We start from the raw sequence: 14,622 nt of genomic DNA, 5'->3' as shown, positions 1-14,622 counted from the left end.
GCAAACATCTCAACGGATTTGCAGCATGTTTTTCGGTATTTTAGCCCTGAAATTAAATATCGAAACCATAAGCCATATAAAGCATGAACGATTACCGCAGACTGTTTTTTTATCCTTTATCCTATTCTTTTTTGCCCTTGGAGATGGGGTTAGTCAGGAAACATTCATAGCCAATACCCAAAACAGGTCGTTTACCAGCATGAATGGAAAATGGAAGTATGTGTTGGATCCATATGAAACAGGCCAAATGGGCGGCATGCCCGTGTTTAAAAATGCCATTGCCCATAAAAAGGAAGACAGGGTAGTAGCGGATTTACATTACCTTATACTGAGGTGTTCAGCCATCTGAAGTAGCCTCAGGTAGTTGTTTCGTTGGATGTTATTTTTGCAAAAAGGTGCTTGATATCCTCAAGGGAGAGGTAAAGGCAGGGAACGATCACCAAAATGATGGAAGTGGCGAATACAATGCCGAACCCCAGTGAAATGGCCATGGGAATCAGGTAATAGGCCTGGCTGGAAGTTTCCATGATAATGGGGGTAAGCCCACCAAAGGTAGTTAAGGTGGTCAGGGCGATAGGCCTGAAGCGTCTTAGTCCCGCTTCATGGATAGCGTCAAAGGCAGAAAGTTCCTTTCTCATTTTATTGGCATAATCTACCATGATCAAGGAATCGTTTACCACTACCCCCGCTAGGGCAATCATGCCCATCAGGCTGACCAGAGACAGGTCATACCCCAGTAAAATGTGTCCGATTACCGCACCTACGATCCCAAACGGAATGGCAGTCATGACAATGAGCGGCTGGGTATAATTGCCAAAGGCCAAGGCCAACAGCGCGTAAATAAGCAGGAGTGCCATGGTGAAGGTTCCCCACAGCGAGTCCGTGGATTCTCTCATGTCTGCTTGACTGCCTTCGAAAGTCCACGTGAGCCCAGGGAAATCAGCCCGGAGCTGTGGAAGTACCGTTTCATTTATGGATGCGAGCACTCGACTGACGGCATTGGAAGGTTCTACGTCCATGCCCACATTGACCACGCGTCGGCCGTCCCGTCGGTTAATAGAGGTAAAGGCCTCTTTTTGGACCACCTCCACTACATCCATGAGAGGGACTTCGATGCCTTCGTCCGTCCGGATGATGAAATCCTCGAGATTTCGAATGTCTTTCCGTTCCTCCAGTGGTAGTTTTACACGGATTTCCACTTCATCGTTGCCCCGGAGCTGGCGCATGGCCAAGGCTCCAAAAAAAGCGTTGCGTACTTGCCTGCCTACTTCAGAGGAGGTAAGGCCCAGGTTTCGTCCTTGTGGCAAAAGCTTAAAGTCGTATTGTATTTTTCCTTTGTTATAATTATCGCTTACGTCCCGGGTATTCTCGAAGGTATTCATCTTTTGGACAAAGGCGTTGCTGGCTTTTTCCAAAACCGCTATGTCCGAATGGCTCAGGTCCACGCTGATGGCCTGTCGTGCACCACCTGGACCGCGTTCGGCTTCGAAGGTAATTTGGTCCACACCACGGATGTCGCCGATGTTGTCCCGCCACAGGGCGATGATCTCCCTAGCAGAAATGTCCCGTTGGTCAGGTGGAAGCATGACGATTTCCACATCGATGAAGTTTTGCCCGCGGACATTGGTTTTGATCCCTTCTGCGACTTCATATAAGTTGTGTTCCTCAAACATTTTCCTGGTGGCCGTGGTCACTTCTTCGGCCACTGCAGCCGCTTGGTCAGGGGTGGTGCCCACTGGCAGCCTGATCCCCGCTTCGATTTCGTCTGCCGCCACTTCCGGCATCAAGATAATCCCCATATGATCGCTTAGTCCATATCCGCCGACCATCACCAACAATCCGACCGCTATACTCAAGGTGATGTACTTAAACTCCAGGCATTTGTCCAGAAAAGGATGGTAGTAGGTGTCTATGAACCACTCAAATCCCTTGGCAAATTTGGCTTGATAGCTTTCCAGTTTCAGGATGATCCCTTTTTTCTTGCGGCGCTTGATATGCCCTAAGTGGGAGGGAAGGATGAACAAGGCTTCTATCAGGGAAACACTGAGTATGACGATCACCACTGCAGGAAGTGGCCACCAGAATTTGCCGGTTTCGCCAGGGATATAAAGTAATGGAAAAAAAGCAATGATCGTCGTTAAAATGCTGAAGAGTACCGGTTTGGCGACGTCCTTGGTGCCTTTGATTGAAGCGTCCATGATGCTATATCCCTTTTGGCGGTATTCGAAGACATTTTCCCCGACCACGATGGCATCATCTACCACGATGCCCAGAACGACCAAAAAACCGAACATTGAAATCATGTTCACGCTGACACCGATCCAGGGCAAAAAAGTGATCCCGCCGATAAAGGAGATGACCATGCCGATCATGACCCAAAAGGCCAACCGGTACTCCAAAAATAAGGCGAGGATCACTAATACGATCACGATTGCCATCAGGCCATTTTCGGTCAGCAGGGAAAGGCGCTCGCGATAATCTTCCGCCCTGTTGCTGTCAATGCGATAATGCACTCCCGGAGGGAGCTGAAAGTCCGCCAAAAGTTCATTTACCAATTCCTCTATGTCCAGCGGTGATTGGTCCCCGACACGGAATATTTCCATGCTGACCGCAGGGGTCTGGTTAAACTGTCCGTGAAAACCTGTTTCTTCAAAGCCGTCCGTAATGGTGGCGATGTCCTGTAATTTTACCTGTGCGCCCGAAGGCGAGGAGGCAATGTTGATGTTTCCAAATTCCTTGGCCCATTGCTTTCTTTCCTTCATCCTGAGCAGGATTTCGCCCGAATTGGTTTCGATGGCACCTGCTGGTACATCCCTGCTGGACTGGTCTATCAAATCAGCCACTTGCCCCAGTGTGAGCTGGTATTTTCGGAGGTTGTGGCGGGGGATTTCTATGCGGGTTTCATAATCGGGCACATTGTCAAGGCTCACTTGGGTGATTTCCGGTTGGCTCAACAGCCGGTTGCGGAGACGCTCCCCAAGCTTTCTCAGGGTCCAGATGTCCACATTTCCGTAGAGGGAAATCTGCATCACGTCCCGTTGCCGGTCCTGCAGGACCACTTCGGGCTCCTCAATATCATCGGGGAATGTACGGATGCGGTTGACGGCCTGGTCGATGTCCTGAAAGGCCTTCATCCTGTTGGTGCCGGCGACCAGCTCTATGCTGACCTGGGCGGATCCTTCATTTGCCGTAGAGGTGATTTCCTTGATCCCTTGAATGCCCCGGATGGCTTCTTCCACGGGCATCAGGATGCCTTGCTCCACTTCTTCAGGCGCCGCACCGGGATAGACCACGGAGACGTTTACAAAGTCCAGCTGGAACTGTGGAAATACTTCCTTCTGGATGGTAAACATCGTATAGATGCCACCGCCCACCAGCAGCATCATGAGGATATTGGCCGCTAGGGAATGGGTAGCCATGTAGGCAATGATCCCCTTGTGTTCGGTTTTGTCGCTGTGCTTTTCCAAGGTTATCTGGTATTAGTGGTGGTGTCTTCTTCAATCCTAAGGGGAACGCCGTCTGTGACGGTACTGATATTGGTGGTGACTACCTGCTCGCCATCTTCCAGCCCTTCGGAAATATAGACATAATGGGCATCCATCAGTTTGATGTGCACTTTGCGAATAGCGAGTTTTTTATTCTCCATTACCCAAACGGTTTCATTACTTCTCAAGTAATCCCTGTCCAACCTGACCACTTCTTTGATAGGGCTGCCTTTGACAGAGACTTCGACAAACTCATCAATGAGCAGCCTGGGAAGGTAAGTTTCAGAACGCATCCCCAATGGATCCGGCACTTTAATGATGATGCGCGCCAAGCGTGTCTGTGGGTCCAGTGCTCCAATCTGGCGGTACAGGTAGCCGTTTCTGTATTCTTGTGATTCCCAGGAACTGGTGTTTTTTATTTTTACGGTATCGCCCAATTCTTGGTCGTCGTTTGGGAATTGTAGCCATTTTAGGTCCCGGACCGGAAGGGTGACCTGCACCCAGTACGCTTCGGTGCCTACCAGTCTGCCCAAGTCATCGCCTACTGCCACCTGTGAGCCCAGCGTGACGTTTTGTGTGATGATCTGGGCATCAAAGGGAGCCCTGATGACGGTGCGTTGAAGGTTTAGGCTAGCTTGGTCCACGGCCGCTCTTGCAGATTGGATTTGGGCATTGATAGCTTCCAGCTGCGGTTTGCGGAGGACCAGTGACTGCTCCTTTTCCGAAAGGGTGTCCCCACCGATCAGGGACAGGTCCTGTTCGGCAATTTTTTGGCGTCCCATTTCGATCTGAAGATTGGTCTCTGCTTGTGCCAGTTCACTTTTGCGCAAGGCCAGTTGATTTTGGTAGTCGGCGGGATTGATCTTCAAGAGTACTTCGCCTTTTTCTACCATGCCACCAGGGACAAATTCACTCCTTCGCTCGACCACTTCACCATTTACCTGGGCGCTTAAATTGATGTTGTCCACCGCTTGGACAGATCCGGTTGTGATAAACTCAGGAACGAAAGTGCCACTATGGACCTCTTCCACACTTACTAGCATCGCCGTGGTTTTGGTGGCTCCTTCACTCTGGGCGGTAGGCTCTGTGAAAAAAATCAGGAAAACCACCAAGGTGGAGGCGATCAAGATTCCAGCAGAAATGAAAAGGGTCTTTTTATTGCTCATCTTAGTTCTGGTTAGCTGGTTGGGAATTGGGGATATACTCCAGGTCAAAATTCCCCGCCAATGCCCGGTACAATGCAATCCTTGACTCAAACAAGTCTTGTTCAAGTTGGATTTTTTGCCGCTCAAGCTGTTGTTGTTCTTCTAGGGATACCAGGATATCAAGGTATTCTATAAACCCATTGATGTACTCGGTCTGCAATTGTCTTTGGACTTTTTTTGCCATGGTGATGCGTTTTTCGATTACCTTAAGCCGCTTGGCTTGGTTTTGCTCTTGCACCAAGGCATCCTCTACTTCCCGAAAGGCTATGAGTACAGATTGGCCATAATTGTGCAATTGCTGGTTTTTTACCGCCTCGGCACGTTTTACCTCCTCCCGCAACCTGCCCCAGTATAGGAGTGGAGCGACCAGATTGGCACCCAGGGTATAGGCCCAATCATTGAAGAGTTCCGGATAGGTATTGGACCTTGTCTGGCCGGTAAGGTTAAAGGATAGCCGGGGAAACTTATTTCTTACCGCCACGGCCATGTCCCGATCGGCGGCCAACAGGTCACGGTAAGCACGTTGGACGTCCGGTCTTCTCCTTACCAGGTCCAGTGGCAGGCCTGTCTGTGGATGTGGCGGGAGGCGAGGAAGGCTGTCTCGTGCGGATACCTCAAAATTTTGTGGCGGTACTCCCGTAAGTACGGCCAGTTGGTTTTTGAGAAGGGCAAGGTCCGTTTCGTAGAGGAGTTGCTGGTTTCTGGCCTCTTCGACCAGTTGCTGTTGGCGGAGGATGTCCACGCCTTTGGTCTGCCCCGCACCAAATCGGACCTTTATCAGATTAATGATTTTTTCGTTGATGGCGATCTGCTCTTTGGCAAGGTTCAGTTGTTTTTTTGCCGTTATCAGTTGAAACCAAGTAGTGGCTATTTGTGAGGATAAGGTCATGGCAGCGGTTTGATAATCAAAATAGGACGCTTGCATCCTGAAGTCCTCCGCTTGTACTCCCGCTCGGATCCTTCCCCATAGGTCCACCTCATAACTGGCCGAAACGCCTATTTGGGTGTTTTCGCCACCAGCGAAGTCCGGCTGGGGCCTGCTGATGGCCGTCTGGGCACTGCCTTCAATATCGGGAAGCAAAAAAGTGGACTGGATTTTTCGGATCGATCTGGCCTCTTCCAATTGGTACCAGATGCTGATGAGGTTATGGTTATGGGAAAAGGAGCTGTCCATGAGCTTGTTCAGTGCAGGATCCTCAAAGGCCTCCCACCAATACATGGAAATGCTATCCTCCCCAGTGCTGGAGAATTCCTGCGCGGTATCGATAGGAGGGTCGTAGGAAGTGATTTTTGGTGAACATTGCCAGAAAAATAGGCACACAGTCAGCAGGCAAATGAAGCTGCTTCTCAAGGGGGTGGAATGAGTGGGGTCATTGTTGTACAAGTGCCATATCCTTTATGTGCGTAAAACCTTAAAATAAAGTATTTTAGGCACTATAGCAAATCCATTCTTTCCCAATTTTCCATGCATTAAATTTGGAAACAATTCAATATCAGTAGTGAAAAGCAGGGGTTTTAGGATTCTATTGGGCATCAATACTAGGTAGGGGCAACTAAAGTAATTAGGGTGGAGGGATGAAGGCAGTTTGGTGGCGGGGATAGCAATTTGTCTGTTATGCGAACCTTTATTATTTATTTCCGAACACAAGGGAAGAGGATGCTTCGGGTCATAAGACGTTAAGAACCTTTCCCTGTGTTCAGAATATTTTCAATCAAATTTAATGCTTAGTGTGGTGATAGTCTAAGCTGCAGAAACCTCTTGCTGCTTGGTTTTACGTTTTCTGGCAGGTTTTTTCTTCATTTTATTGATCCAGATCAGTGTTCCCGTAATGGGTAAGCTAGTGGCAATCAAACAGGATATGAAGTACAAAAGCTTGGAAAATCCACCATATACAGAACCAATATGGAGGGCTTTGATGGATCTTGCTACCCGTTGGTTAAAAGGTTGGTCCCTAAAACGATGGATATCCGTGACGGCTGCTGTAGCGGGATCCAGACTGATCCTGTCACTTGCTGCTGGGGCAAAAAATCCCGTTTTATTTTTTTGGATTTGAACCTGGTCATTTCCGGTTTTGGGGAAGCTAATCCTGTAATCTCCCTGATAGGGGAGGTTTTTGTCGGTCATGTCAAGGTATTCTTGGTAGGGAAGAAGCGAAAGGGCTTTGGTAGGGGCTTCTTCTGTCTCCTTAGCAGGCGAAGGTCTTCCGTGACCGCCGCCTCTGTTGGGGGACTCTTGGTAAGTCCCCAGGGCTTTTTGTAATCCCGTTCGGTACCACGGAAAGGACCATTGTGGTCCGGTCAGTCCCATGATCAGCAAGATAAAAAAGGAATAGAAGGCCAGTGTGTTGTGGAGGTCATGGTTGGCACGTTTCCAGCTGCCGTTCAGTTTTAGCTTTAATCCCTGCTTCCAGCTTTTTAGCTTTTGTGGAAACCAGATGACAATCCCGGTAATGACACCCAAGGTAAACAATATCGTGGCTGTCCCGGAAATGTAGCTGCCCAGTTTTCGGTTTGACAGTTCTCCGAATAGCGGTTCTTCGATTTTATCCAGCATTAGCCAGCGGTGGAGGCTGAACATCTCCCGCATAAAATCAGCCACAGGATTCTCTTCATTTGAGTCGCCGACGATTTCTGCGGTATAAGGGTTCAGGTAATACGTAGTGCCAAAACGGCTGCGGCTGTCTTTTTTCCTTACGGTAAATTGATAGGTGCTTTCCGGATCATGGGGTATCGAGACACCTGTAATATCGCCTTCCACTTGGGTAGATAGGACGTGGACAAGGTCTTCGATTGATTTTTTGGATTCTCCTTTTGTATAGGGGATGGAGTGGAGGTGCGCACTGAACATTTCTTGCAGCTCGCTGTTATAGACGTATATTGTTCCGGATAGGCAAACCGGGATCAGCACCAAGGCACTGGCCAGCCCAACCCATAAGTGGATGTCGTTAAAGAACTTCCGGACTTTTTGCCAAGTGGTCTTTTTAGGCTTTGATTTCATGTTTCTGAAAATTTGTGTTGTCTCTGAAAGGGGAGCTTGCCAAAAGGGATTATGTCCCTTTTTGAAAAGCATTACTTGGAGTTGTTTCAAAACTGCTGTGGGCAGTAGGTTTGGCGGTGATATACTGTCTCGGTATATATGAAGTAGTATTGGAAAACCAACACGTTGTCATTTCCGCCACCTGGGAGTGCGATCTTGGGAAGGTACTGCTTGAAGTAGGAAAGACCTTGTCCCCTCAGGTAAGTACAGAGGAGGCAAGGTCGATACCAGTTCAAAGCCATTCGGTAATAAGCTTTCTGTCTTAGAAGGCGCCGATAAAATGGTTGCCTGGTTTGTTGATCAGTTTGGCACCAACAGAAACTTCACCGGTTTCGCTGTGCAGGACGTAGATATTTCCGTCTTTGCCCAGTGGAGAAACGGGTACCAACAGGTCGTTTCCATTTACCATAAATCCTTGGTATTGGTTAAACCTTACATCAGGATCATCAGGGATTTCATTTACCAGGTGGGCGGTTTGTTGGTTAAGGTCCAATCTGGCAATGTAACCTTGGTCTGATTCTCCATGACGGATCATGGCGTAGCCGATACCATTGTTCACGTATTTCCAAGCATCCACATAAACGTCGTTGAATCCAAGTGCTTCGTCCAAGCTCAGGGCGAAGGTGTTGTCATATTCGTTGTCAGGAGTGATTTTCAGGATGTGCGAACCGTCGGTGTCACGGGAAGTGGCCTGATATATACTTCCGTCTTCTGCAAGTTGGTTTACGTTGCTACGGTAGCCAGAGCAGTCTCCATTGGCTTGTGTGGAGGTAATGATCGTTGGATTTTCCAATGAAGGATAATCTACTACCACGGTTTTGGTGCCCAGTCTTTCCCATTCGCTTTCCCTGTCGCCAGTGGCTACATCGTACTTACGCATCCAGGTACCAATAAGTAGCTTATCGCCTGCTTGGTTCAGCACCGGTGCATCCAATCTGAAGATACAATGCCCTGCCAGTTCTTCTTCAGCAGAAAGGGGCAGTTCATAATTCTCACTATCTTTGATAAGTACATTTTGAAGATCCAAGTCTAGAACAGTAGCAGTACCTCTATAGTAGCGGAAAGGTTCTGCAGAATTCTCTCCTGCATTATTTGGTGTAATACTGGTGATATTTACTGCTATACCGTTTTTATCACCATTGTATAATTTACTCCATCTTGGGGCAGAACCTACATATTGAGAAATGTTGGCAGTTACGTCTTGTTGAACATAGCTTGAACCACCTGTCACATCAAATTTGGAGAATTCCCCACCATTATCACCCCCGTAGGCAATATTGAACAAGGTGTTTCCGTCCTCTGATACCTGAATCCTTGCGGTACGGTTGGATTTTACCGGCTCTCCGTCGTCAAAAACATTGATCTCCGTTTCGGGATTGATGGCATCCTCGTAGCTGACCGCGTAGATTTTGGTGCCACCGTTTCCGTCACCTGGGCTATCTCCCATTAGGGCGCCTGCTACGGTCACCCAGCGGTCTGCTTCCTGTGGGTTTTCCGGGGTGGGATCATCTTCACTGCTACAGCTTACCAGGGATAGCATGGCTACCACAAAGCTGATTTGTAGGAGTTTAAACGATAATGTGTTTGTCTTGAACATCTTCCTTTGTTACTTGTTTGGTTAAAATTTATTTAAAGTTATGAATGGCATAATTGACCTTGAGGTAGAATGCCCTGCCCGGTTTTTGGACGGCAAAGTTGTCATATACCTGTTTGTCAAATACATTTCTTAAGTCTGCACTGATGGACAGCCGTTGATTTGGCAGGGTGTAGGTCGCTCCAAGGTCATGGGCAAATTGCTTAGGAGTCCGGAGACTTTCGATTTCTAGCCAATTGATATAGTAATTTTGTACGAAACTGAAATAGTGCGATAACCTGAGTGATGAACCTTGTTGAATGAAGTTATGGAGAATGTATTCCAATGAGCTATTTAAAGTAAAGTAAGGTTGGTTTGGTATTTGTTGTCCATATTTTTCATATACTTCTCCATTCGGATCGTACTTGTTATTAAACACTGAATTGAATCGAGAGAAATTTATTGTGGCCAACAATGCTTCTTTATACGAATATGTTGCCTGTGCTTCAAACCCAATTGCTTTGACTTTATTTAAGTTTTCAAAAGGATTGGTCTGTACGGCATCATTGACTCTGGGATTGATCTGTTGGACGATCTTATCTTTAGTGTCACGGATAAATCCCGTTCCTGAAAATGAGTATTCATGGGAATTATGTTTAAATTTTCCCAACTTGAAGCCCACATTAAGGTTATTACTGATTTCTGGCTTGAGACTAATATTTTCCACGATATTGTCCCCAGGACTTCCGAAAATCTCTCCTTCGGAAGGCATCCTGACCGCCTTTTCGGCAGAAGCAAGAAAAATCACCTGTTTCCAGGCTTGGAATGAATAGGCCATGCCATATCCAGTGGTATTTCGGTTGCTGGAAACCCTGTCTTCCTCTCTTACTGATCCATTTGTACCTTCCACAAGGATTGGATCCATCCGTTCAATATCCTGTACATAGTATTTGCCAAAAATATTTCCCTTCAGCCTGGACTGGACCAGGTTAAATTCATATCCAAATGAGGTGATGTGTTTTTGTAAGTCACGAGTGCCCACAAACTGGCGCTCAACCTCACTTCTCATTTCATCCTGCTGGTAGCGATCAATGTTAAAGAATGATTGACTTAGGATTATCTTATGTTGTGGAGTAATGTCATAATTGGCAACAGCGCGAAACGTACTAACATTCCGGTCAATGTGGTTAATGGTCGGGGCACCTTGCTGGGCTCCCATATCCTTTGGAATTGGATTGCCATCCAGGTTAAGGCTTACTTCTCCAAACCAGTTATAATTCCACTTTACGGTATCGGTGACCACTTCTGCCCGCTTACTGAAGGATCCATTGAAGTTGACTTCAAGCTTTTCGGTAAACAGGCCGTCCTTTGCATAGGTTAGTCCAAACACGTTTGATTGGGAAGTGGTGAATCGTCCCTTGTAAGGAATGGACATATAGGTGCCGTGCTGTATTTCGTTGTAATCATCGGATCCGGTGTAGCTGATAAAAAACTGGTCTGCCCATTTGACATTGGAGAAGCCAATGTCAAATTTGCCTCCAACCGACCGGTAGCTGTCATTGAACCTTTTTGCACGCACATAATCATACCGGCCGTTTGGCAAAATGTTACGGACAAATTTTCCCCATACCTCATAATCGTTGTCAGAGTAATTGTAGAATCCAGATATTTTGGTGGTAAAGCCGGATGTTTCATCATGGTAAACGGCATTGAGGTTGCCTTGCAGGGTGTTGAATGAACCATAAGAAACGGATGCCATCAGGCTATTGAAAGCGGCTTTTTTCAGGACCACGTTGATGGCACCGCCAAGGGCATCGTCCGCAAGGTGTGCAGGAATAACGCCTTTGTATATCTCTATTCGCTCGATCAGGGCAGGAGGGATACTGTTAAGGCTAAAGGAAGGGCCATAGGTAGAGATTGGGAGACCGTCGATGAATATTCGCACCGAATTTCCCGACATGCCGTTAAGGTTATAGTCCACCCTGGAACCAATGCCCCCATTTTGGCGGACACGGATACCAGCTGTCCTGTTGAGCAGGTCGTTGGTCTGGACGGACTGCAAGGCGGCCTTTTCCGTTTCCACCACTTCCACGGCAAATCCTTTGGTTTCTATCTCCGTTTTCACCGATTGGCCTTCTATGATGACACCATCAAGATCCGTAGTGGATTCCTCCAGTGAAAAATCCAAATGGACTGTGGGTTCATTTTCTTTCAAAGAGAATTTACGAGCATGGTCCTGATAGCCAAGGCATGAAAGCAAGATTTCAACCTCTCCAGAGGGGACATTTTGAATTTGGTAACTGCCATCAAGATTTGATATGGCCGTCAGTGGGCTGTCCTTGATGCGCACGATAACTCCTGGAAGTGGCGTGGCCGCAGCATCAAAAATTTTTCCTTTTACCGTGGTAGCTTCGACGGCCTGCCCCAGGGCTGCTGGACTGGATAAAACCATACTGAACACCAATAAAAAAGAAGTTTTGCAAATAAGTAGAGTTGCTTTCATCCGATCTTCGTTATCGTATTTTTTAATTCGAAATAAAATTCAAGCGATATGTTGCTCATTTAAAAAAAAACACGGGACTGCTTTATTGTATCGTTTTTGTTTAGATTTAATCTAATTTACTGCAAATATATACCTTAGGGCTTTTTAGATCAATTATTATTTAGATTAATTTTTAATAAATATCAAAAGGGGGGCTGTTTTAACCCGGGTTTAATGCCGTTTAGTTAAGGCCATTTCCCTGTTTTCACCTGCTAGGAGTTTCTTTTCTATTTGACTTTAATTGTATGGCTTTGGGCATTTTGGTGGATTTTATCCTTTTCCTTTTTTCCATTGATGAAAAAAGAAAGAAAAAAATCCAGGCCGGTGGTCTGCCCTTTAAAATGGGACATGGATTTCCCCTGCGACGTGGATCCGTCACCCATTTTAATTTCCACCCGATGGCTACGACCTAAAAGCGAGTGGGGCTCGCTGTTCCACGACGCGAGCCAACTCCCTTTCTTAACGGCCTCCACCATCGGCTGGAAAACAGGCATACCAAGGGCCGTAATAAGGAAGCGATACCTTTTTTGGCTCAGGGGGGCTTATCGTTCCGGCTCAACTTGGTTACTTAAGAAAATATACCAGTACATGGAATAATGATGATAATTTATCCATAAGAAACTTATTAATCGGATCCGCCTTGCAGGTATTGGGCGTTAAGAAATTAAAAAGCGGGCGGGTAAAAAGGCAGGCTTGTTTGACGAAATACTAGCCAAAAAGAATATTGGCAGCTAGAAAAGGAGGAGTTTGCCTGCATGAGGGGAGGTTTTAATTTTAGGCCAATAGATGCACACCTGTGCGCCGTGGCGTAGCGGCGGGGTTTCCACCACCGGCGGACAGGTTTTGGTCACTTTTTTGACCTGCAGCAAAAAAGTGACAAAGGTAAAGAGATGAAAACCATCTTGGAATTTAGCAGAAAAACAATAGAACCAATATTTCCAGGTACATACTAACTAAACGGCATTGATTCCGGGTTTAAGTCACAAGCAGTTCTTGGATCAAGCGGAAAAGTTTGGGGGCTGCCAGTTTACTTAATGGAAAAACTAACGATACATAAAAATGCCACAAAGGTACCAAGTGTATGTTGGACCTGCATTGATAGATTGCACTCGAAGCTAGCCCCAGGGGAGTGACATGTTCATAGCCATGGAGGAAGCCATGGTCAAATAGTCCATTCAACGTTTAAAAGTAAAGCGCATATCAGTGGGATTGTGCGTGGGGAATAATAGCTCTCGGTAAATTGTAATGAACCTTTAGGAGATGATTTCCCTAATTGAGTGCACTGAATGGATTTGTGTTGGAATTATTTCAATTTGATGTCAAAAACGACATGCTATTGTCAGAAGTTTTCATTCAGTCTTAAGAACAGTCCCGAGGTGCCATAATTGCCCCAGCCATAGTCTATTCCTACATTGGTCCGGGCCTTTTTATTAATATTGAACCGCAATCCCAAGCCATAACCAGGCTCTACATATTCGAACAGGTTGATGCCATTTGCTTTTCCACTTGCAGTCGTGGCATTGGCATACACAACCGCCCCAAAGAAATCAGGGTTGTTCTTAGTTGCCAAAAGGTGCTTTCTGAACTCCACTCCGGCAAACATTAGGTTACTGCCCCTAAACCGTCCTTGGGAATAAGGTTCTCCAGATTTGGAATATTGATCCCAACCAATGGCAGGAAGATTCATATAGGGAAGGTCACCTGAGATGGAGAGATTGGCGTACGTCCAGATGGCAAGGATATTTTGGTGGTCATCGGTGAAGTCAAAATAGTCGCGGTATTCCATCCATAATTGCGTGGAGCTTTGGTCACTGCCCATAAATTCAGGGTTTATCTTAAAGTTGATCATGGCATAACCTCCGGCGTAGGGATTGTTGATGTTGTCCCGTGTGTCATAAACCCCATTAAGGGAAATGCCCACCAAAGTGCTTTTCTCTTGGTCAAATCCGTAGGCTTCATTGTAGGCATAATAAGGTGTGATTATCTGAGGAGTTGATTCCAGGTCCAGCAATTGATCCTGTATGTTACGGAACATGTCCACGTGGATGCCTAAACCTGCGTAAAAACCCTTGTCATTGACCCTTTTCAGGAAGGTTTCATAAAACCGAAAGAAGCGAAACTCCATCATGTCGGCTTCCGAATTACCTTCAATGCTTCCATCATCAAAGCCAAAATCATTGCTGGCCAGTTTTGCCGATTGGGGGCCAGTACCGAGGCCCCAGGTGGGTTGGGAACTGTCCAGATACCTCCAGTCTCCCAATAGGATAAAATCATTGTTTTCACCATAAACGGTACTCTTGAGGGTGACAATGGTCTGTTTTTTGGTGGTGAAGGCTACCCCTAAGAGGGCATTGGAAATTTTTGTGGTGGAGGGATCCCCCATAAACCAACTAGCTGATCCACCCACTCCATATATAAAACCAAAAGCGGGATTGGCACCAATAACGGGTACAGGCGAAAGATAGAGACTCCCTTTTTGGGGAGGAGCATTTTTGTCCTTTTTCTCTTTTTTTTCCTGCCCATATACGGTCGATGATCCCATTATCAAAATGATAAGAGAACAAAAGGATAAAAGGTTGATGACTAGTCTTTTCTTATTCATAGTTCGTGATTTTTACCATTCCTTTCTGGGCGGTTAGAGAAGATGAAGGCAAGTTATTGCTAATTGGTAACATTAAATGAATGTATAAAAATACATGAACTTGGAGCGGATTACGCCACAAGGGACGATCGAATTGGTTAAAATTATAAGATTGGGCACCTTTTAGGGGGAAGCTGAA

At 46.5% G+C, this 14,622-nt stretch carries 9 protein-coding genes; 1 reads left to right on the top strand and 8 read right to left on the bottom strand.

Translation table 11 applies throughout. The annotated features are described in order from the left end of the window. The first annotated feature begins 25 nt into the window (after nt 1–25). Entirely contained in the window at nt 26–349 is a 324-nt protein-coding gene (locus FDP09_RS21150) for a hypothetical protein (protein ID WP_137404497.1), read from the top strand. A gap of 7 nt (nt 350–356) precedes the next feature. Here the strand turns inward: FDP09_RS21150 and FDP09_RS21145 are convergent, their stop codons facing one another. From FDP09_RS21145 to FDP09_RS21110, 8 genes are all read right to left on the bottom strand, one after another. Further along, nucleotides 357–3,467: an efflux RND transporter permease subunit gene (locus tag FDP09_RS21145; protein WP_229683319.1), complete on the bottom strand. Its 3,111-nt coding sequence runs from the start codon at nt 3,465–3,467 to the stop codon at nt 357–359. Nucleotides 3,468–3,469: 2 nt separating this feature from the next. Further along, complete coding sequence (locus FDP09_RS21140; protein WP_137404496.1) at nt 3,470–4,651, bottom strand: efflux RND transporter periplasmic adaptor subunit; 1,182 nt, start codon at nt 4,649–4,651, stop codon at nt 3,470–3,472. 1 nt (nt 4,652) lies between these two features. Beyond that, complete coding sequence (locus FDP09_RS21135; RefSeq protein ID WP_137404495.1) at nt 4,653–6,074, bottom strand: efflux transporter outer membrane subunit; 1,422 nt, start codon at nt 6,072–6,074, stop codon at nt 4,653–4,655. 357 nt (nt 6,075–6,431) lie between these two features. After that, complete coding sequence (locus FDP09_RS21130; RefSeq protein WP_137404494.1) at nt 6,432–7,688, bottom strand: PepSY-associated TM helix domain-containing protein; 1,257 nt, start codon at nt 7,686–7,688, stop codon at nt 6,432–6,434. 301 nt (nt 7,689–7,989) lie between these two features. Beyond that, a complete protein-coding gene (locus tag FDP09_RS21125; protein ID WP_137404493.1) occupies nt 7,990–9,324 on the bottom strand; it encodes a hypothetical protein in 1,335 nt (444 codons plus the stop codon). A gap of 28 nt (nt 9,325–9,352) precedes the next feature. Further along, nucleotides 9,353–11,803 (bottom strand): TonB-dependent receptor, encoded by a 2,451-nt coding sequence (locus tag FDP09_RS21120; RefSeq protein ID WP_229683320.1) that lies wholly within the window; start codon nt 11,801–11,803, stop codon nt 9,353–9,355. 266 nt (nt 11,804–12,069) lie between these two features. Next, a complete protein-coding gene (locus FDP09_RS21115) occupies nt 12,070–12,336 on the bottom strand; it encodes a hypothetical protein (protein WP_137404492.1) in 267 nt (88 codons plus the stop codon). A gap of 845 nt (nt 12,337–13,181) precedes the next feature. Further along, entirely contained in the window at nt 13,182–14,444 is a 1,263-nt protein-coding gene (locus FDP09_RS21110) for a BamA/TamA family outer membrane protein (protein ID WP_137404491.1), read from the bottom strand. Nucleotides 14,445–14,622: the final 178 nt, after the last annotated feature.

The sequence above is a fragment of the Echinicola rosea genome, from assembly GCF_005281475.1.
GTDB classification, from domain to species: domain Bacteria; phylum Bacteroidota; class Bacteroidia; order Cytophagales; family Cyclobacteriaceae; genus Echinicola; species Echinicola rosea.
Note: the sequence above shows the minus strand (reverse complement) of the source record. Positions and strands in the feature narration are given on the sequence as shown.